Here is an 18,247-nt window from a genome sequence, read left to right as displayed (position 1 = left end):
CATGAACCGCGAGCGCCGGCGCCTCAGCGACAAGATTGCCGACCTTCCGCGGGTGCTGAGCAGGATTGCTTCGAGCCCCTGGGCGATATCGTTCGCCAGCTTCGCAGTGACCGCGGTGCTGATGCGCTGGGATAGCTTGACGGCCCTCTAAAATCCCTCCGCCGCCGGCAATGCTGCCGGCAGCGTCCTGCCCGTTAGTTCCTTGTTTACGGCCCGCCGCCTTCTGCTAAGATGCTCAAGGGGTTAGGGGCACAGATGACTGCTAATAAGGACGCAATGCTGGCGTCGGTGTTCGCCGCGTCGCTGGACTGCATTGTCGTAATCGATGAGCGCGGGGTCGTGCTCGAGTTCAACCCGGCCGCCGAGGCCGCGTTCGGCTATCGCCGGGACGAGGCGATCGGCCAGCCGATTTCGGAACTCATCATCCCGCCGCAGCACCGCGACGCCCACAACAACGGCATGGCGCGCTACGTTCGCGACGGCGGGCCGCGCGTGGTCGGACAGCGCGTGAACGTCGAAGCGATGCGCTCGGATGGGTCGGTCTTCCCGGCCGAGCTGGCGCTTACCGAAGCCTATACGCCGACCGGAACCCGCATCTTCACCGCATCGGTTCGTGACCTGACCGAGCAGATGGAGACCGAAGCGGCGCTGCGCGAAAGCGAAGCGCGGCTCGAAGCCTTTTTCGAGCATGCGCCGGCGGCGATGTACCTGAAAGCGCGCGACGGCCGCTACGAGCGCGTCAACGATTATACCGGCACGATGATGGGCCACCCGGCCGAGGAAATCGTCGGCAAATATGCGCGAGACGTCGTCCGGTCGGACGAGGCGGACGAAGTGGCGGAGCTCGACCGGCAAGTGATCGAGTCCGGCGAGCCGCTGGTGACGCAGCAGACCTTCCATACCCGGGGCAAGATCACGCACACCGTCTCGACCCGCTTCCCGATCCGCGACCGTAAGGGCGAAGTGACGCACATCGGCGTCGTCCTGATCGACGTCACCGACCAGGTCGAAGCGGAGAAGAAACTTCGCGACAGCGAGGCCAAGCTGACCGCCTTCCTCGATCACGCGCCTGCAGCAATGTACCTGAAGGACGAGGATGGGCGGTTCGTCGTCGTCAATCGCTTCATGGCCGACCGGTTCGAGACCAGCCCAGATGCGTTGATCGGCCTTCACCCGGACGAACTGATCGAGCCGGAAACCGCCCAGGAAGCGGCCGAAGTCGATCGCCTGATCCGCGAGACCGGCGAGCCGCAGATCCTGGAAAGCGAGTTCAACACCTGCATCGGCAGGCGTTCGGGACTGGCGATCCGATTCCCCGTGCAGGACGAAGAGGGGAAGAACCGCTTCATCGGCGGCGTCATCCTCGACACGACCGACAGGATCGAGGCCGAACGGCGGCTGCGCGCCAGCGAGGCGCGGCTTGCCGCCTTCATGCAATACGCGCCGATCACGATGTTCCTGAAAGATGCGGACGGCCGCTACCTGCTCATCAACCAGGAAGCGGCGACCAACCTCGGCCTTGCCGTCGAAGACGTCGTCGGGAAAACGGCAGCGGAGGTGGCGCCTTCCGAAGTTGCCATATCCGGCGCGGAAATCGAGCGCGAGGTTCTGGCGACCGGCACGCCGCGGACCGACGAACAGGTTTTCGATCTGCCCGCGGGGCGCATTTACGGCCTGAACACGAGGTTCCCTGTACCCGACGAGACTGGCGCGCTGACGCAGGTCGGCGGCATCTATGTCGACATCACTGCCCAGAAGAAGGCCGAGGAGGCGCTGGTCCAATCGCGCGAGGCACTGGCGCAGTCGGAAAAGCTGACCGCGCTCGGCTCGCTGCTGGCCGGGGTCAGTCACGAGCTCAACAACCCGCTGGCGGTGGTGGTCGGAGAAGCGATCCTGCTCGGCGAAGATGCCGAGGGCACGGAGTTTGCGGCAAGTGCCGAGCGCATCCGCAAGTCGGCCGAGCGCTGCTCGCGGATCGTCCAGACTTTCCTTGCGATGGCGCGGCAGCGCGAGCCACAGCGGGTTCGCCTGGAGGTGGAATCCGTCGCTCGTGCCGCGCTTGAGCTCACCAATTACGGGCTGCGCAGCAACGGCATCAAGGTGATCACGGACTTCGGGCCCGATCTGCCGCCGGTCGCCGCGGACAGCGACCAGCTCCACCAGGTGCTCGTGAACTTGCTGATCAACGCCCAGCAGGCGCTGGAGGAGTGCGACCAGGAGCGCGAGATCCGCGTGTCGACCCATTACAATGCCGAAGCCGAGCGCGTGTGCATCAGGGTCGCCGACAATGGTCCCGGCATTCCTCCGGAGATCGCCCGGCGTATCTTCGAGCCGTTCTTCACGACCAAGCCGCAGGGGGCGGGCACGGGCATCGGCCTGTCGTTCAGCCACGGCGTCGTCGAGGCGCATGGCGGGCGGCTGTCGCTCGAAAGCGGGGACAAGGGGGCGAGCTTCCTGATCGAGCTGCCGGTTAATGCGGCGGCAAAGCCTGCGGAAGTTGCGCCGCCGGCGCGGCCGGCGCCCCGGGTCGGGCGTGCAATGGTCGTCGACGACGAGCCGGAGCTTGCGAGCTCTCTGGCGCGCTTCCTCGAGCGAGAAGGCTATGGCTGCACGGTCGTGAACAGCGGCCGCGAAGCGATCGAGATCGCGGCAGCGGAGGAGTTCGACGTCATCCTGTCCGACCTCAGGATGCCGGACGTGGATGGGCCCGCTTTGCTGAAATGGCTGTCCGCGAACCGGCCGCACATGGCCGGGCGGTTGGGCTATGTGACCGGCGATACGTTGGGCCCTGCGGCGACGCGCTTCCTTGGCGAAGCCGGGCGGCCGTTCATCGAGAAGCCGTTCAACCGGCAGAGCATCCGGGAATTGCTGGTCGAGCTGACCGGCGCCTCACGCAGCTAGTCGGCGCCCGTCCAGTTCGGCGCGGACCATCCGTCCGCTAAGGATCGTGTAGGCATAGCCCCACGCCCGCTCGGTCTCGCGAGTGAAGCGCTCGCCGAGGCACTCGCGGAGAGTCTCGATCAGCGCCTGGCCGACGAGCGCATAATGGTGCTCGCGGACGCCGAGGCTGGCGTGCCGTTGTGCGAGATATTCGACGGAATCGAGAAGCAGCCCAAGCTGGTCGAGATTGTCGACGATCGTGGTCAGCACCTGCAGCGCCTTGCGGCTCTGATCGCCGCTGAACAGCCGGCGCATATCCGGCGCCACCGCGAACAGGCGGCGATAAAAGACGACGGACGCCTCGGCGCGCTGCGCCATGACAGCTGAGAAGCTGTCTTGCACCAGCCGTACCTGAAGGGGGGTCATACGAAGCTCCGTCGGTTGTCCAATGGGAGCCTTTTCCGCCCTGAGCGTCGCGGTTCGATGCTGCGGCGCGAACCTTATTGTTTCAATTGTCACGCGCCGCCCGGCGCGGCGGCATTAGCGATGTTTGCATCCCGGCCAGCAGCAGGGGCGGCGCTTGCCGGCGTTGAGATTTTCGGTGCCCCAGCGGATGCGCTTGGAACGCGTCTCCGCTTTCTTCGCGTCCTCGACCCAGCAGATCCATTCGTTGCGGGCGAGCGGCGTGATGTCCTGCCAGGTTGCCAGCGCCGGTTCGTCGGCCCGCAGCGCCTCGGCAAAGTCCTGCGGGAGGTCGTGAACGACGCCGCCCGGCAGCTCGGCCATCGTCAGGCCGCCTCCGCCTTGGCGTCCTGCTCCGCATCGAAACGCGAGCGGGCATGGTGGATCTCTCCGACATGTTCATTGGCCCATGTCGCGAGCCCGCAGATCGGCTTCTGAAGCGATTGGCCGAGTTCCGTAAGTTCGTAGTCGACGCGCGGCGGGATGCTCGGCGTCACCGTGCGGCTGACTAGGCCGTCGCGTTCGAGATTTCGCAGGGTGAGCGTCAGCATCCGCTGCGAGACGCTCGGAATCTCCCGACGCAGCTCGTTGAACCGCTTCGGGCCGCTGCCGAGGGTCTGCACGACCAGAACCGTCCATTTGTCGCCGATCCGCGACAGCAGGGTGCTGATCGTCCGGCATACCGGGTCCTTTGGGTCTTTCATGCCGGTTACCTCCTTGTTCCTGCGCCACAAATTTGTTCGTCGCGCACAAAAATATCCGTTCTTGCCGCTCTTCGGCTCGTGGTTACGTAGGGTGCCTCGGTATCAAAGCAATACTTAGGAGGCAATAGTGACTATCCTGCATCTCGATAGCAGCATCACTGGCGAAAACAGCGCCAGCCGGGCCATTTCACGCAACATCGTCAGTCAGCTCAAGTCCGCCTTGTCGGGCGAGAAGGTCGTCTATCGCGACCTCGTCGCCGACCCGCTGCCGCATCTGACGCTGGACGCGTTCGCCGACACCAGCGTGCTCGACGAATTCCTGGCGGCGGACACCGTCGTGATCGGCGCGCCGATGTACAATTTCACGCTGCCGACCCAGCTCAAGTCCTGGCTCGACCGCATTCTCGTGGCGGGCACGACCTTCCGCTACACGGAGAACGGCCCTGAAGGTCTCGCCGGCGGCAAGCGCGTCATCATCGCCCTCGCCCGCGGCGGCATCTATGACGAAGGTTCGCCGTCTGCACCGCTGGAGCATTTGGAGAGCTACCTGCGCGGCGTGTTCGGCTTCATCGGCATCGACCCGGAGTTCGTCGCAGCGGACGGTCTGGCGATCGGCCCCGAGCAGCGCGAAGCCTCGATCAACGCGGCGCTGGGTGCGGAACTCGCACTCGCTGCTTGAGCCAGCGCAGGGCGGTCAGCGGCCGCCCTGCCTCGCCTAGATCGCGCGGACTGCCCGCGTACGATCGAAGTAGATTGTCGCGTCGAACTGCTGAGCAAGCGACGCGGCGCCATAATGGCTCTGCATCTCGGCATGGGGCACGTAAACGACGCCGACCGCCCGCTGCAGGAGCGGGGTCGTCAGGGCCGCCGACAGCTTCGTGTCTTGCCTCAGCACCAGCAGGAAATTGTCGAGCCCGGTGCGGTGAAAGAGGTCGGCGTCGCTTTCGGCAATCGCCGGCTTCAGCGTGAACTCACGATGGTCCTGATCCCAGGCCGGGGCCGCGGCGACCGTGCCCGAATGAGTGAGAAAGCCGACCAGCATCGCCCGGTCGCCGTGGCGCTGCTTCATCAGCTGTCCGATATTGAACTCGCCCTTCAGCGAAGCGCCCGTCCCCCGCGCATCGCCAGTGTGGCTGTTATGACTCCACATGACGACCTTGCCTTCGCGGCCGGTGATTTGCGCAGCATGGGCGGCTACGGCCTCAATGTTTGCCGCCATCTTCTGGTCACGCAGGTTCCACCCGTCCCGCTGCGCATAGACGGTCCGGAAATATTCCTCCGCGGCGGCGACCGATTCGGCTGCGCGGATCGCGGCGAAGCGCGCTTCGGCTGGCCCGACGCCGTCGGCAGCAGGCAAGCGGCGGACTAGAGCAAGGGCGCTGCTCGCCTCTTTGGCGCAGGAGACGCCGGGCGTCTGGGCGGCCGTGCCGTAGGCATGAACGTCCCGCCGAAAATCCCTGAAGCAATTGTACTTGGCCCTGACCTGGCGCGCCGCCGCCGGGTGGACCGAGCGAAGGTGCGCGACCGCCGCGTCCGCGGCCTCGAACAGGTCGTAAACGTCCGCGCCATAGATGCCGACGCGCTGGGCGGCAGGAAGCGTCATGTTGTAAGCGCGCAGTTGCTCCACGAAGTCGCGGAAGTCGCTGTTGCGCCACATCCATTTCGGGAACTTCTTGTAGCTTCCGAGCGCCTGCGTGGCGGAACGGTCGTCGCCTAGCCCACGAACGTAGAGGTTGACGCGATAGGTCGGAGACCAGTCGCCTTCGATCGCAATGGCATTGAAGCCATGCTCGCGGATTAGCCGCTGCGTAATGCGCGCGCGCTCACGATAATATTCGTGAGTGCCGTGAGTGGACTCGCCCAGCAGCACGCGCGTGGCGCCCGCCGCGGCGCTCAGCAGCCGATCATAGTCCGAGCCGGCGCCGCTTACCGGCAAGGCAGCCTCCTTTACCGCCGCAACGACCTGAGCGGCCTGCGGAGCGGCGGAGGCGGTTTGAGGGCGCTGGCCCGCATTGCAGCCGAACAGGAGTGTTGCGGCAGCTACAGCTGCCGCTCGCATCTTCAATGAAAGCATTGAAACTAAATGGTATTTTGTTGCCGGCTTTCAACACCGGCGACATTGTTCCGGCTTAGGCCGAAAGCAACCGCAGCGGGTTTTCGATGTAGCCCTTCAAGGTCTGCATGAAGCTAGCAGCGTCCCAGCCGTCGACCACGCGGTGGTCGCAGCTGAGCGAAAGGTTCATCCGCTTCCGAACTTCGATTTCGCCACCGACGGGGACGAGCTTGTCCTCGATCTTGTTCACGGCGACGATTGCGACCTGAGGTGGATTGACCACCGGCGTCGAAGTGATCCCGCCCATCGGCCCGAGGCTCGAGACGGTGAAGGTCGCGCCGGACAGCTCCTCCCGGCTCGCCTTGCCGCTGCGCGCGGCTTCGGAGAGGCGGAGGATTTCCGACGCGAGCTCCCAGATCGAGCGCGATTGCGCGTCGCGGATGGTCGCGACCATCAGCCCATTCTGGGTCTGCGTCGCGACGCCCATCTGCACGGCGCCATGGCGGGTGACGACCATGGCTTCATCGTCGAAGGTCGCGTTGAGCATCGGCCATTCGGCGAGGCCGCGCGACAAGGCCGTGATCAGGAACGGCAGGAGCGTTAGCTTCGGGTTCGAGCCGCGGTCGCGGTTCATCATCTGCCGCGCTTCCTCAAGCGCGGTTACGTCATATTCCTCGACCAGGGTGAAATGCTGGATGCGCCGGTTCGCCTCGGCCATGTTCTCGGCGATCTTGCGGCGCAGCCCGACGACCTTGATGGTCTGGTCCTGCCGCGGCGCCGAAGCGGGTCGGCTGGAGACGTTGCCGCCGTTGTACAGCAGGTAAGCGTCGAGGTCCGAGTGGCGGATACGGTCGGACGCGGTCTTTACCTGGGAGAGATCCACGCCGAGGTCGCGCGCGCGCTGGCGGACGGCCGGCGAGGCGAGGACGTGGGCTCCTCCCGTTCGTGCTGAGCTTGTCGAAGCACTGCTTTCGACTTGCGGCACAGAATTGGAAGACGGCTCAGGGCGCGCGGCTTTGCTGGCCTCTTCGACCTTCGTAATCGGCAGCTCTTCTTCCTGCGCCGGCGTCGGGGTGACTGCACCGTCGGCCATCGGCACATCATCGGTACGCTGGCCGCCGCCACTGGTCTCGGTGCCGTCCTGCTCGCTGGTCGGAAGCGACGCGTCGCCGCCAGCAGCGCCTTCAGTCTCGATCACCGCCAGGACCGAGCCGATCGGTATCTGGTCACCGACTTCGCCGGCCAGCTCCACGACCTTGCCGGCGACCGGCGATTCCATTTCGACCGTCGCCTTGTCCGTCATCATGTCGGCGATCTGCTGGTCTTCGCCGATCGTGTCGCCGACCTTCACGTGCCAAGCGACGATCTCCGCCTCGGCAATACCTTCGCCGATGTCCGGCAGCTTGAATTCGTATCGAGCCATTAGTCTGCCATCACTTTTTCAAGAGCGTGCTTCAAGCGCTTCGGGCCGGGGAAATAGGCCCATTCGTAGGCGTGCGGATAGGGCGTGTCCCAGCCGGTGACGCGTTCGACCGGCGCTTCGAGGTGGTAAAAGCAGCGCTCCTGCACCAGGCTGACCAGTTCCGCGCCGAAGCCGCTGGTGCGGGGCGCTTCGTGGACGACTAGGCAGCGACCGGTCTTCTTCACCGATCCCTCAATGGTCGCGAGATCCAGCGGAACGAGGGTGCGCAGGTCGATCACCTCGGCGTCGATGCCATTCTCTTCGACCGCGGCGAGGCTGACGTGCACCATGGTGCCGTAGGTGAGCACCGTCAGCGCTTCGCCTTCACGAACGACCGCCGCCTTACCGATGGGCACGGTGTAATGGCCTTCGGGCACCTCGCTGGCCGGGTGCTTGGACCAGGGCTTCACCGGCTTGTCGTGATGGCCGTCGAACGGGCCGTTGTAGATGCGCTTGGGCTCGAAGAAGATCACCGGGTCGGGATCCTCGACTGCGGAGATGAGGAGGCCCTTCGCGTCGTAGGGCGTCGAGGGCACGACCACCTTCAGGCCGGCGATGTGGGTGAACAGGCTTTCGGGCGACTGGCTGTGCGTCTGACCGCCGAAAATGCCGCCGCCATAGGGCGTGCGGATGACCATCGGCATCGTCCACTCGCCGGCCGTGCGGTAGCGCATCTTCGCGACTTCGCTGACGATCTGGTCGTAGCCCGGGTAGATGTAATCGGCGAACTGGATCTCGATCAGCGGCTTCAAGCCATAGGCCGCCATCCCGACCGCGGCGGCGACGATGCCGCCCTCGCTGATCGGCGCGTCGAATGCGCGCGTCTTGCCGAACTGTTTCTGCAACCCTTCGGTGACGCGGAAGACGCCCCCGAAATAGCCGACGTCCTCACCGAAGACGACGATGTCCTCGTCGGCGGCCATCACCACCTTGTGCGCGTCGTTGAGCGCCTGGATCATGTTCATGGTCGGCATCAGTCGCGCGCCTCTCTCAGCGACGCGTCGCGCTGCTCGGCGATGTGCCACGGCACCTCGGCGTAGACGTCCTCGAACATGCTCTCGATATTCTCATTGCCCTGCTGCGGCAGGATGCCTCGCCGTTCCGATTCCTTCTGGGCCGCGCGGACCGCAGCGTCGCATTCGGCGACCAGCGCCTCCTGCCGCTGTTCGTCCCACTCGCCGAGTGCAATCAGGTGCGACTTCAGCCGCTCGATCGGATCGCCGAGCGGCCACGCCTTGGCTTCGTTGGTCGGGCGGTACCCGGAGGGGTCGTCGGACGTGGAATGGCCCTCGGCGCGGTAGGTGAAGAACTCGATGAGCGTCGGGCCGCTGTTCGAACGCGCGCGCTCCGCCGCCCATTGCACCGCGGCGTAGACGGCAAGCGCGTCATTGCCGTCGACGCGCAGGCTGGCGACGCCATAGCCGACGCCGCGCTGCGCGAAGGTCGCGCGCTCGCCGCCGGCAATGCCGGAGAAGCTGGAGATCGCCCACTGGTTGTTCACCGTCGCGAGGATCACCGGCACGTTGTAGACGGCGGCGAAAGTCATGGCGCTGTGGAAGTCGCCTTCCGCGGTCGCGCCGTCGCCGATCCAGCCCATCGCGATGCGGCTGTCGCCCTTGATCGCGGCGCCCATCGCCCAGCCGACCGCCTGCGGGAACTGCGTGCCGAGGTTGCCGGAGATCGAGAAGAAGCCGTGCGCCTTATCCGAATACATGATCGGCAGCTGGCGACCGCGAAGCTTGTCGCCGCGGTTCGAGTAGATCTGGTTCATCATCTCGACCAGCGGATAGCCGCGCGAGATCAAGAGCCCCTGCTGCCGGTAGGTCGGGAAGTGCATGTCGTCGCGGTCCATCGCGGTGGCCGCCGCGACCGCAATCGCCTCCTCGCCGGTGCACTTCATGTAGAAGCTGGTCTTCCCCTGCCGCTGAGCCCGGTACATCCGGTCGTCGAAGACGCGAACGGTGACCATGTCGCGGAGCATCTTGCGAAGCGTGTCCGCGTCGAGCTTCGGGTCCCACGGGCCGACTGCCTTCGCGTCATCGTCGAGCACGCGCACGAGCGAGGTGGCGAGCGAGTGAGTTTCGGCCGCAGCCGCAGTGCTGTCGGGACGCGGCGCTTCGCCGGCCGCGGGCACCTGAATCGACGAAAAGTCCGGCGTATCGCCAGGCCTAAATGGCGGCTCCGGCACGTGCAGCTGCAGCTTGGGCGCGTTGCGGCGCAGGTCTGGGTCCCGGTCACTCATTGGTCAGCCGCTGATTCCTCGTTGAGCGGGGGCGCTTAATCCGGACTCGGCGGCGCCGCAAATTTCGTGGTAAAGCATGCTTGACATGGATGCTGCCGCGCCTGCGTTGACGCTCTTGGGCGCGCAGGTCTAGTGGCGCGCCACAGCCTCAGCAGCGACGACCAGCGAAGGATTATCCATGGCGAACGACACGCGCACCGAGACCGACAGCTTCGGTCCGATCGACGTCCCCGCGGACGCTTATTGGGGCGCGCAGACCGAACGCAGCATCGGCAATTTCCCCTTCGGACCGCGCGAGCAGATGCCGCTGGAGATCGTCCATGCACTGGGCTTCGTGAAGCAGGCGGCGGCGCGGGTGAATGCGCGCATAGGCGGGCTCGACCCGCAGCTTGCCGAAGCGATCCAGCAGGCGGCGGCGGAAGTCGCGCGCGGCGACCTCGACAGCCAGTTCCCGCTCGTCATCTGGCAGACCGGGTCGGGCACCCAGTCGAACATGAATGCCAATGAAGTGATCGCCGGCCGCGCCAACGAAATCCTTAGCGGCAAGCGCGGCGGCAAGGAGCCGGTCCATCCGAACGATCACGTCAACAAGGGCCAGTCGTCGAACGACAGCTTCCCGACGGCGATGCACATTGCCGCGGCGGTGGCGGTCAACAAAAAGCTGCTGCCGGCCCTGCGCATGATCCACGCGCGGCTCGCCGACCAGGCGCAGCGCTGGGACGACATCGTCAAGATCGGCCGCACCCACTTGCAGGACGCGACGCCGCTGACGCTTGGCCAGGAATTCTCCGGCTATGCGGCGCAGATCGAGGACTGCATCGCGCGGGTCGAAGGCGTGCTGCCGCGTGTGCTTCGCCTTGCGCAGGGCGGCACTGCGGTCGGCACTGGATTGAACGCGCCCAAGGGTTTTGCCGAGGAGTTCGCGAAGGAAGTCGCGAACCTCACGCAGCTGCCCTTCACGTCGATGCCGAACAAGTTCGCCGGGCTGGCCGCGCACGACGACCTGGTCGAGTTGTCGGGCGTGCTCAATGTGATCGCCGTGGCGCTGACCAAGATCGCCAATGACGTCCGGCTGCTGGGCTCGGGTCCGCGCTGCGGCCTGGGCGAATTGAAGCTTCCTGAGAATGAGCCGGGAAGCTCGATCATGCCGGGCAAGGTCAATCCGACGCAGGCGGAGATGCTGACGATGGTCGCCGCGCAGGTGATGGGCAATCACGTCGCAGTCACCGTCGGCGGGCTTCAGGGCCATATGGAGCTGAACGTGTTCAAGCCGCTGATCGGCGCCAATGTGATCCGCTCGATCAACCTGCTGTCGACCGGGATGGAAAGCTTCACGGAGCGCATGCTCGACGGCACGGAGCCGGACCGCGAGCGGATCAGCAGGCTGATGAACGAGTCGCTGATGCTGGTGACCGCGCTGGCGCCCGAGATCGGCTACGACAATGCGGCGACCATCGCCAAGCATGCGCACAAGAAGGGCCTGACGCTGAAAGCGGCCGGGCTCGAGCTTGGCCTTGTCGACGAGGCGACGTTCGATCGGGTCGTGAAGCCGGAGACGATGGTCGGCCGCTAAAGCCCGAGGTTCAGCCGAACGCCGATCGTGTCGATGCCGGGGTTCTGGCCCCCGAACAGCGTGCCATGGCTGAGATGGACCAGGCTCGCCTCCGCAGTCAGCCGCGGGTTGATCCGCACGCCGACGGCAACCTCCGGCTCGAACAGCAGGCGCGAGCCGAACTCGACGCGGCGGTTGAAGGGATTGTCGAACTGCTCGGTCAGGCCGTTGTGCAGCGCCAGGCCGATCCCGGGGCGAACGTAGACGCGATCGCCGAACTTCGTGGAAACGCCGGCGGCGACGAAGCTGGTCTTGCCCGCCGTGTTGAGGGCGCCGAATGCGTAAGGCTGGATCGGACGGCCGAAGATCGTGCCAATGCTCCTGGCACGGACGCCGAGTTGCAGGTCGAGGCCGTTTTCCGGATCGCCGCCCAAAGTGAGCGGCGTATCGACGCCGTGGATGAAGACACCGCCGAACAGCTCCTGAGCATCGGCGGGCGCGGCGGCGAGAATGGCGGAGGCGATCAGCAGCGGTCGGAACATGCCGGCACAATGCTTAGCGGCGCTCAATGTGCCCTCACCCGCCGGCCTGCCACGCCGCGACTCCCGCGTTTGGCGCCAGCAAGTTCCAGACATTGAGGAACAGATTGTCGCGGATCACGAACAGCGGGATCGTTTCGAGCGCGAGGACCAGCAGCACGGCGGCCCAGAGCGGAAGCTTGCGCGCGGCGAGGAAACCCAGCGCCATCATCGCGATGTCGGACACAGAATTGAGAACGCTGTCGCCGGTGTAGCCGAGCGCCGCCGTCGTTTCGCGATAGCGGTCAATGATCAACGGCGTGTTTTCGAGCAGCTCCCAAGCCGCTTCGATGCCGATCGCCGCGACGAAGCGTCGGCCCACCGGCCAGCGCCGCGCGACGAGCCACAGAAGCGCATAGAACAGTAGCCCGTGGACAATGTGGCTGAGGCTGTACCAGTCGGCGAGCATCTGGCTGGTCTTCGGGCTGTCGCGGCTGGCGACGAACAGGTCGATCGTGCCGCAGGTGCAGATCGGGTTGCGGCCCATCGCCAGCTCGGCGGCGGCCGCCACAGCAACGATCAGCAGTGCGGCAATGACGGTGCGGCTCGTCTTCATGCTGCGGGCTTAACAGAGCCGCGCCGCTTGCAAAGCCGACCGCTTCGGCGGACATGAACGTCCATGCTCCGAACCTATGGGCCCAACTGCGACGGAAGCATCCTGAACGCGGCGCACCAGCGCATTCCGGACGAAGCAACCTGGATCGACCTCGAGGAGCCGACGCACGAGGAAGAACGCCTGGTGGAGCAGTGCATCGGGGTCGAGGTTCCGACCCATGACGAAATGGCGGAAATCGAGCCGTCGAGCCGCCTCTACGATATGGACGGGGCGCTCTACATGACGGCCAGCGTCATTCGCGGAATCGAGGAGAACCGGCCGGCAACGACGCCGATCAGCTTCGTCCTTGCAGGCAACCGCCTAGTCACCATCCGCTACGAAACGCCCAAGCCGGTGCGCGACTTCGGCAGCCATGCGCGTCGCGACCCCGATCTGGTGCGCGACGGCCCCACGGCGCTGATCCGCCTGCTCGACGCGATCATCGACCGCCTCGCGGACGAGATCGAAGCCGCCGGCGGCAAGATGGAAGCCTTGTCGGAGGCTGTCTTCGAGGAACAGCAGGACGAACGCCGGATCCCGGCGCACAAGCTCACCTTGCTCCTCACCCGAATCGGGCGGACCCAGACGCTGCTCACGAAGATCCGCTTCTCGGCGGTCACGACCATCCGGATGCTGAGCTTCCTCGCCGCATCCCACCTGCTCCACGAGGACAGCCGCGCGGACCTTCGCAACCAGGTGCAGAGCCTCGCCACCGACGCCGCCGCCTTGAGCGAGCATGCAAGCTTCCTGTCGGACAACCTCACCTTCCTGCTCGATGCATCGCTCGGGCTCATCAGCATCGAGCAGAATGCGGCGATGAAGCTCTTCTCCTGGGCCGCGGTCGTATTCCTGCCGCCGACGCTGATCGCCGGCATTTTCGGCATGAACTTCCACTACATGCCCGAGCTCGACTGGAGGTACGGCTACCCCGTCGCGCTGATCGTCATGCTGGTCAGCGCCATCGGCCCCTATCTCTATTTGAGGAAGCGCGGCTGGATTTAGGGCGTTTGCGGCCAAAGGGCGGGGTTGCTAAGCGCGCGGCGATCCCACGCGACCCAAGTTTTCTAGAAAGCCAGCAATGATTCCCACCGGCCAGGACAGCCTCCGCACCCGTTCGACCCTCACCGTCCAGGGCAAGAGCTTCGCTTATTATTCGCTGCCCAAGGCGGCGGAGACGCTCGGCGACGTGTCGCGCCTGCCCTTCTCGATGAAGGTGCTGCTGGAAAACCTCCTGCGCTTCGAAGACGGCGACACCGTTACCCGCGACGACCTTCAGGCGATGGCCGACTGGCTGAAGGAGCGGAAGATCAACCGCGAGATCCAGTATCGCCCGGCGCGCGTGCTGATGCAGGATTTCACCGGCGTCCCCGCGGTCGTCGACCTCGCCGCCATGCGCGACGCGATGAAGCAGCTTGGCGGCGACCCGCAGAAGATCAATCCGCTGGTGCCCGTCCACCTGGTCATCGACCACAGCGTGATGGTCGACGAGTTCGGCAACCCGCAGGCCTTCGAAAAGAACGTCGAGTTCGAATATGAGCGCAACGGCGAGCGCTACGAATTCCTGAAGTGGGGCAGCAAAGCCTTCGACAATTTCAAGGTCGTGCCGCCGGGCACCGGCATCTGCCACCAGGTGAACCTGGAACATATCGCCCAGACCGTCTGGACCAGCGAGGACCAGAGCGGCGAAACCATCGCTTACCCGGACACCCTTGTCGGCACCGACAGCCACACGACCATGGTCAACGGCTTGGGCGTGCTCGGCTGGGGCGTCGGCGGGATCGAGGCCGAAGCCGCGATGCTCGGCCAGCCGGTCAGCATGCTGATCCCCGAAGTCGTCGGCTTTCGGCTCGACGGCGAGCTTCGCGAAGGCATCACCGCGACCGACCTGGTGCTGACCGTCACGCAGATGCTGCGTGCAAAGGGCGTCGTCGGCCGCTTCGTCGAATTTTATGGGCCGGGCCTCGACAATCTGCCGCTGGCCGACCGGGCGACCATCGCGAACATGGCGCCGGAATATGGCGCGACCTGCGGCTTCTTCCCGGTGGACGAGCGCACCATCGATTATTTGAAGCTCACCGGCCGCGACGACGAGCGGATCGAGCTGGTCCGCGCCTATGCCCAGGCTCAAGGCCTGTGGCGTGACGCGAATGGGCCGGAGCCTTTGTTCACAGACACGCTGGAGCTCGACATGAGCTCGATCGAGCCGTCGCTTGCGGGCCCCAAGCGGCCGCAGGACCGGGTCCTGCTCAGCGACGTCGACGAGCAGTTCAACGGCGATCTCCAGAAGGTCTACAACAAGCTCGACGATCCGCGGGTGCCGGTCGAGGGCCTGGAGCACGACCTCGGCAACGGTGACGTCGTCATCGCCGCGATCACCAGCTGCACCAACACGTCGAACCCGTCGGTGCTGATCGGCGCCGGCCTGGTCGCCCGCAAGGCGCGCGAGAAGGGGCTGCAGGTGAAGCCGTGGGTGAAGACCAGCCTCGCGCCCGGGAGCCAAGTGGTCACCGACTATCTCAACGAGAGCGGCCTCAGCGAAGATCTGAACGCACTCGGCTTCGACCTGGTCGGTTACGGCTGCACGACCTGCATCGGCAATTCGGGTCCGCTCCCCGAGCCGATCAGCAAGGCGGTCAACGAGAACGACCTGGTCGCCGTCAGCGTCCTTTCCGGCAACCGCAACTTCGAAGGCCGCGTGTCGCCGGATTGCCGCGCCAATTACCTCGCCTCGCCGCCGCTGGTCGTCGCTTATGCGCTCAAGGGCACGGTGCGCGCCGACATGGTGGGCGAGCCGCTCGGCACCGGCTCGAACGGCGAGCCGGTGTTCCTGAAGGACATCTGGCCGTCGAATGATGAGATCCGCGAGCTGATCGACGCCCACGTCCATTCGACCATGTTCCGCAGCCGCTACGCCGACGTCTATCGCGGCGACGAGCGCTGGCAGGCGATCGATGTCACCGGCGGCGACACCTATAGCTGGCCGGCGGGATCGACCTACATTCAGAACCCTCCCTACTTCACCGGCATGACGATGGAGCCGGTACCGCCGGGCGACATCATTCGCGCCCGGCCGATGGCCGTGTTCGGCGATTCGATCACCACCGACCACATTTCGCCCGCGGGCGCGATCAAGCCGGACAGCCCGGCCGGCCGCTACCTGCTCGACCGGCAGGTCAGCCGCGGCCAGTTCAACAGCTACGGCTCGCGCCGGGGCAATCATGAAGTGATGATGCGCGGCACCTTCGCCAACATCCGCATCCGCAACCGAATGCTGGACGGGGTCGAAGGCGGCTTCACCCGCTATGCGCCGACCGGCGAGACGATGGCGATTTATGACGCGGCGATGCTGTACAAACAGGACAACCGGCCGCTCGTCGTCATCGCCGGCAAGGAATATGGCACCGGATCGTCGCGCGACTGGGCAGCCAAGGGCACGGTGCTGCTGGGCGTTCGGGCGGTGATCGCCGAAAGCTTTGAGCGCATCCACCGCTCCAACCTGGTCGGCATGGGCGTGCTCCCGCTGCAGTTCAACGAGGGCAACACGGCCGAGAGCCTCGGCCTGACGGGCCAGGAGAAATATACGATCGCCGGCATCGCGGAGCTGAAGCCGCGCCAGGATGTCGAGGTGCAGGTGACGCGGGACAAGGGCGAGGAGTTCAGCTTCACCGCCCGGTGCCGCATCGACACCTATAACGAGCTCGAATATTTCCGGGCCGGCGGCATCCTCCAGTACGTGCTGCGGAGGCTGGCGGCCGCGTGACGCAACCGGCGGTTCTCGAGGGCACATGTCATTGCGGCGCCTGCCGGATCCGCATCCCGCGTAGCCCCGAGGAAGTCGTCGAGTGCAATTGCAGCCTGTGCCGCAAGACGGGTTGGCGAGGCATCTATTTCAGCCCCAGCGAGGTCGAGGTTTCCGGCGAGTTCGACTCCTATGTGCGGGCCGACCTCGACGAGCAGTATCTGCGCACGATGCGGTGCAAGGATTGCGGCATTGCGACCCATTGGGTGCTCCTGTCCCCGCCGCCGCACGAGCGGATGGGCGTCAACGCCCGCCTGTTCGACGCGGCCCTGCTTAGCGGCGTGGCGGTGAAGCATGTCGACGGGGCGAGCTGGTGACCCCTGTCGAACTGGCGGTCGAAATCGCCGGGTGGATCGGCGCCTCGCTGATCCTTCTCGCTTACCTGTTCCTGTCCGCGGGGCGCCTTACCGGGCAATCCGTCGTCTATCAGGTGATGAATGTCGTCGGCGCGGCCGGGTTCGTGGTCAACGGTTGGTGGCACGGCGCCATTCCGTCGGCCGCGCTCAACGTCCTATGGCTGCTGATCGGAGGAGTCGCATTATGGCGCATCGCACGCAGGAAAGGCTCGTCGACCTCAGTCACGTGATCGAGGAAGGCATGACCACCTACAAAGGTCTGCCCGGCCCGCACATTTGCGACTTCTGGAGCCGCGAAGCCTCTGCGGCCAATTATGACGACGGTTCGAGCTTCCAGATCGGCCGCATCGACATGGTTGCGAATACCGGCACCTACCTCGACAGCCCATTCCACCGCTACGAAGACGGAGCGGATCTGTCGGAGCTTCGGCTCGAGAGCCTCGCCAATCTGCCCGGGCTGGTAGTCAGGCTGCCGTTCGAACAGTCGCTCGCGGTGGACGTCGATTCTTTCGCTGGGCAGGATGTCCGCGGATGCGCGGTGCTCGTCGAGACCGGTTGGGACCGGCACTGGCGGAGCGACGCTTATTATGCCGATCACCCGTTCCTCACCGAGCGGGCTGCGGCGTGGCTCGCCGAGAATGGCGCCGCGCTGGTCGGGATCGATAGCCACAATATCGACGACACTCGGCTGCGCACGCGGCCGGTACATACCGCCTTGCTGGCCGCTGGCATCCCTGTCTGCGAGCATATGACCGGACTCGGGCAGCTGTCGCAGCAGCAGTTCCGCTTCTCGGCCGTACCGCCGAAGGTCAAAGGAATGGGGACCTTCCCGGTGCGCGCTTATGCCGTGGTCGGCGAGCAAGCGCCGGTGCCAGCCACTCCGGGATAATCGCATGGGCGGGGATCGCGTCGATCCGCACATGGACGATCGCGAGGCCAAGATCGGAATGTTCGACGCGCGCGCGCTCGCCGCTCGGGCCTTCGACGACGAACAGGCGGCGGTTGATCTTCTGCCGCCAGTTCATGCGCGCGGTGTTCTCCTGGCCGACGAAACAGCCTTTGGTGAAGCTGACGCCGTTGAGCTCCGCGGCATTGCATTCGAGCCACAGCAGGTCGCCGAGTTCGGCGCGTCCTTCGCACACGCCGAGCCTTAAACGGTGCTCGCGCCAGCCGGTTGCCGGGTCGCCAGCTGGCGCAAGCCAGCGGTTCCCCAGCGCCGCCAGGCGGGGGTCGGGAACGCCTTCACTCGGGTCCACCGACCAGTGGACGGCCAGAGAGCCGTCGCGGTCGATCCTGATCGGGCGGCGCAGCCGGTAAATTGCAAGGCGCTTTGCGAGGTCGTCCGCCGCCTCCGCCTCGCAGTCGAGAAGCAGGTCCTCGCCGTCCGGCCAGACGAGGAAATCGAACAGGCACTTGCCCTGCGGCGTCAGCAGCCCCGTCCAGACCGGCAGGGTGCCGGCCACATCGCTGGTCACCAGCCCTTGCAGGAAGCCGCGCACGTCCTCGCCGGACAAGCGGATCAGGGCACGGTCGGTCAGGGTAGTCGCAGCCATGAGTGTCAGTT

Annotated in this window: 19 protein-coding genes; 9 read left to right on the top strand and 10 right to left on the bottom strand. The window is 65.5% G+C overall.

Annotated features, from left to right (window positions below):
• Position 1: 1 nt before the first annotated feature.
• Positions 2-151 (top strand): hypothetical protein, encoded by a 150-nt coding sequence (locus tag VIL42_06135; GenBank protein HEY8592429.1) that lies wholly within the window; start codon positions 2-4, stop codon positions 149-151.
• A 104-nt stretch (positions 152-255) separates the two neighbouring features.
• On the top strand, positions 256-2,901 hold the full coding sequence (locus VIL42_06130) for a PAS domain S-box protein (protein ID HEY8592428.1): 2,646 nt from the start codon (positions 256-258) through the stop codon (positions 2,899-2,901).
• Here the strand turns inward: VIL42_06130 and VIL42_06125 are convergent.
• The 3 genes from VIL42_06125 to VIL42_06115 all read right to left on the bottom strand — a co-directional run bounded on the left by VIL42_06125 (position 2,890) and on the right by VIL42_06115 (position 4,046).
• Complete coding sequence (locus tag VIL42_06125) at positions 2,890-3,306, bottom strand: globin domain-containing protein (GenBank protein ID HEY8592427.1); 417 nt, start codon at positions 3,304-3,306, stop codon at positions 2,890-2,892. The genes VIL42_06130 and VIL42_06125 overlap by 12 nt on opposite strands.
• Before the next feature lie 114 nt (positions 3,307-3,420).
• Positions 3,421-3,666 (bottom strand): YdeI/OmpD-associated family protein, encoded by a 246-nt coding sequence (locus VIL42_06120; protein HEY8592426.1) that lies wholly within the window; start codon positions 3,664-3,666, stop codon positions 3,421-3,423.
• Between the two features lie 2 nt (positions 3,667-3,668).
• Positions 3,669-4,046 carry a helix-turn-helix domain-containing protein gene (locus VIL42_06115; protein ID HEY8592425.1) on the bottom strand — a complete coding sequence of 126 codons (378 nt, stop codon included), beginning with the start codon at positions 4,044-4,046 and terminating at the stop codon, positions 3,669-3,671.
• A 127-nt stretch (positions 4,047-4,173) separates the two neighbouring features.
• Here VIL42_06115 and VIL42_06110 point away from each other — a divergent pair, with 127 nt between their 5' ends.
• Positions 4,174-4,725 carry an NAD(P)H-dependent oxidoreductase gene (locus tag VIL42_06110; protein HEY8592424.1) on the top strand — a complete coding sequence of 184 codons (552 nt, stop codon included), beginning with the start codon at positions 4,174-4,176 and terminating at the stop codon, positions 4,723-4,725.
• Positions 4,726-4,761: 36 nt separating this feature from the next.
• Here the strand turns inward: VIL42_06110 and VIL42_06105 are convergent, their stop codons facing one another.
• From VIL42_06105 to VIL42_06090, 4 genes are all read right to left on the bottom strand, one after another.
• Positions 4,762-5,982 (bottom strand): erythromycin esterase family protein, encoded by a 1,221-nt coding sequence (locus tag VIL42_06105; GenBank protein ID HEY8592423.1) that lies wholly within the window; start codon positions 5,980-5,982, stop codon positions 4,762-4,764.
• A gap of 193 nt (positions 5,983-6,175) precedes the next feature.
• A complete protein-coding gene (locus VIL42_06100; GenBank protein ID HEY8592422.1) occupies positions 6,176-7,522 on the bottom strand; it encodes a dihydrolipoamide acetyltransferase family protein in 1,347 nt (448 codons plus the stop codon).
• Positions 7,522-8,526, bottom strand: a complete 1,005-nt coding sequence (locus tag VIL42_06095; GenBank protein ID HEY8592421.1) for an alpha-ketoacid dehydrogenase subunit beta — start codon at positions 8,524-8,526, stop codon at positions 7,522-7,524. Before VIL42_06095 ends, VIL42_06100 begins: the two co-directional genes overlap by 1 nt.
• 8 nt (positions 8,527-8,534) lie before the next feature.
• Positions 8,535-9,803, bottom strand: coding sequence for a 3-methyl-2-oxobutanoate dehydrogenase (2-methylpropanoyl-transferring) subunit alpha (locus VIL42_06090; protein HEY8592420.1), 1,269 nt, complete (start codon positions 9,801-9,803; stop codon positions 8,535-8,537).
• 178 nt (positions 9,804-9,981) lie between these two features.
• Between VIL42_06090 and fumC the strand changes: the two genes are divergently transcribed.
• Positions 9,982-11,376 carry a class II fumarate hydratase gene (fumC, locus tag VIL42_06085; protein ID HEY8592419.1) on the top strand — a complete coding sequence of 465 codons (1,395 nt, stop codon included), beginning with the start codon at positions 9,982-9,984 and terminating at the stop codon, positions 11,374-11,376.
• Here the strand turns inward: fumC and VIL42_06080 are convergent.
• Complete coding sequence (locus VIL42_06080) at positions 11,373-11,897, bottom strand: acyloxyacyl hydrolase (GenBank protein ID HEY8592418.1); 525 nt, start codon at positions 11,895-11,897, stop codon at positions 11,373-11,375. The two genes, fumC and VIL42_06080, sit on opposite strands and share 4 nt — an antisense overlap.
• A gap of 34 nt (positions 11,898-11,931) precedes the next feature.
• The gene (locus VIL42_06075; protein ID HEY8592417.1) at positions 11,932-12,489 is read right to left on the bottom strand and encodes a DUF2585 family protein; all 558 of its coding nucleotides are present in this window, start codon (positions 12,487-12,489) and stop codon (positions 11,932-11,934) included.
• Positions 12,490-12,552: 63 nt separating this feature from the next.
• On the opposite strand from VIL42_06075, the gene VIL42_06070 reads away from it, so the two are divergent.
• From VIL42_06070 to VIL42_06050, 5 genes are all read left to right on the top strand, one after another.
• The gene (locus VIL42_06070) at positions 12,553-13,530 is read left to right on the top strand and encodes a magnesium transporter CorA family protein (protein HEY8592416.1); all 978 of its coding nucleotides are present in this window, start codon (positions 12,553-12,555) and stop codon (positions 13,528-13,530) included.
• A 76-nt stretch (positions 13,531-13,606) separates the two neighbouring features.
• Entirely contained in the window at positions 13,607-16,288 is a 2,682-nt protein-coding gene (gene acnA / locus VIL42_06065) for an aconitate hydratase AcnA (protein ID HEY8592415.1), read from the top strand.
• Positions 16,285-16,644: a GFA family protein gene (locus VIL42_06060; protein ID HEY8592414.1), complete on the top strand. Its 360-nt coding sequence runs from the start codon at positions 16,285-16,287 to the stop codon at positions 16,642-16,644. Before acnA ends, VIL42_06060 begins: the two co-directional genes overlap by 4 nt.
• Positions 16,641-16,913, top strand: coding sequence for a hypothetical protein (locus VIL42_06055; GenBank protein ID HEY8592413.1), 273 nt, complete (start codon positions 16,641-16,643; stop codon positions 16,911-16,913). The genes VIL42_06060 and VIL42_06055 overlap by 4 nt, the downstream gene beginning before the upstream one ends.
• Positions 16,868-17,572, top strand: coding sequence for a cyclase family protein (locus tag VIL42_06050; protein HEY8592412.1), 705 nt, complete (start codon positions 16,868-16,870; stop codon positions 17,570-17,572). The genes VIL42_06055 and VIL42_06050 overlap by 46 nt, the downstream gene beginning before the upstream one ends.
• On the opposite strand, the gene VIL42_06045 is transcribed toward VIL42_06050, so the two are convergent.
• Positions 17,493-18,236 (bottom strand): folate-binding protein, encoded by a 744-nt coding sequence (locus VIL42_06045; protein HEY8592411.1) that lies wholly within the window; start codon positions 18,234-18,236, stop codon positions 17,493-17,495. The two genes, VIL42_06050 and VIL42_06045, sit on opposite strands and share 80 nt — an antisense overlap.
• Positions 18,237-18,247 lie beyond the last annotated feature (11 nt).

The sequence above is a fragment of the Sphingomicrobium sp. genome, from assembly GCA_036563485.1.
Taxonomy (GTDB): Bacteria; Pseudomonadota; Alphaproteobacteria; order Sphingomonadales; family Sphingomonadaceae; genus Sphingomicrobium.
This window is presented reverse-complemented; position numbering and strand designations above follow the sequence as displayed.

Excerpts from the sequence above, each read along its gene's own strand:
- VIL42_06135 (HEY8592429.1), top strand. The coding sequence starts at position 2 with ATGAACCGCGAGCGCCGGCGCCTCAGCGACAAGATTGCCGACCTTCCG.
- VIL42_06130 (HEY8592428.1), top strand. The coding sequence starts at position 256 with ATGACTGCTAATAAGGACGCAATGCTGGCGTCGGTGTTCGCCGCGTCG.
- VIL42_06125 (HEY8592427.1), bottom strand. The coding sequence starts at position 3,306 with ATGACCCCCCTTCAGGTACGGCTGGTGCAAGACAGCTTCTCAGCTGTC.
- VIL42_06120 (HEY8592426.1), bottom strand. The coding sequence starts at position 3,666 with ATGGCCGAGCTGCCGGGCGGCGTCGTTCACGACCTCCCGCAGGACTTT.
- VIL42_06115 (HEY8592425.1), bottom strand. The coding sequence starts at position 4,046 with ATGAAAGACCCAAAGGACCCGGTATGCCGGACGATCAGCACCCTGCTG.
- VIL42_06100 (HEY8592422.1), bottom strand. The coding sequence starts at position 7,522 with ATGGCTCGATACGAATTCAAGCTGCCGGACATCGGCGAAGGTATTGCC.
- VIL42_06095 (HEY8592421.1), bottom strand. The coding sequence starts at position 8,526 with ATGAACATGATCCAGGCGCTCAACGACGCGCACAAGGTGGTGATGGCC.
- VIL42_06090 (HEY8592420.1), bottom strand. The coding sequence starts at position 9,803 with ATGAGTGACCGGGACCCAGACCTGCGCCGCAACGCGCCCAAGCTGCAG.
- fumC (HEY8592419.1), top strand. The coding sequence starts at position 9,982 with ATGGCGAACGACACGCGCACCGAGACCGACAGCTTCGGTCCGATCGAC.
- VIL42_06080 (HEY8592418.1), bottom strand. The coding sequence starts at position 11,897 with ATGTTCCGACCGCTGCTGATCGCCTCCGCCATTCTCGCCGCCGCGCCC.
- VIL42_06075 (HEY8592417.1), bottom strand. The coding sequence starts at position 12,489 with ATGAAGACGAGCCGCACCGTCATTGCCGCACTGCTGATCGTTGCTGTG.
- VIL42_06070 (HEY8592416.1), top strand. The coding sequence starts at position 12,553 with ATGCTCCGAACCTATGGGCCCAACTGCGACGGAAGCATCCTGAACGCG.
- acnA (HEY8592415.1), top strand. The coding sequence starts at position 13,607 with ATGATTCCCACCGGCCAGGACAGCCTCCGCACCCGTTCGACCCTCACC.
- VIL42_06050 (HEY8592412.1), top strand. The coding sequence starts at position 16,868 with ATGGCGCATCGCACGCAGGAAAGGCTCGTCGACCTCAGTCACGTGATC.
- VIL42_06045 (HEY8592411.1), bottom strand. The coding sequence starts at position 18,236 with ATGGCTGCGACTACCCTGACCGACCGTGCCCTGATCCGCTTGTCCGGC.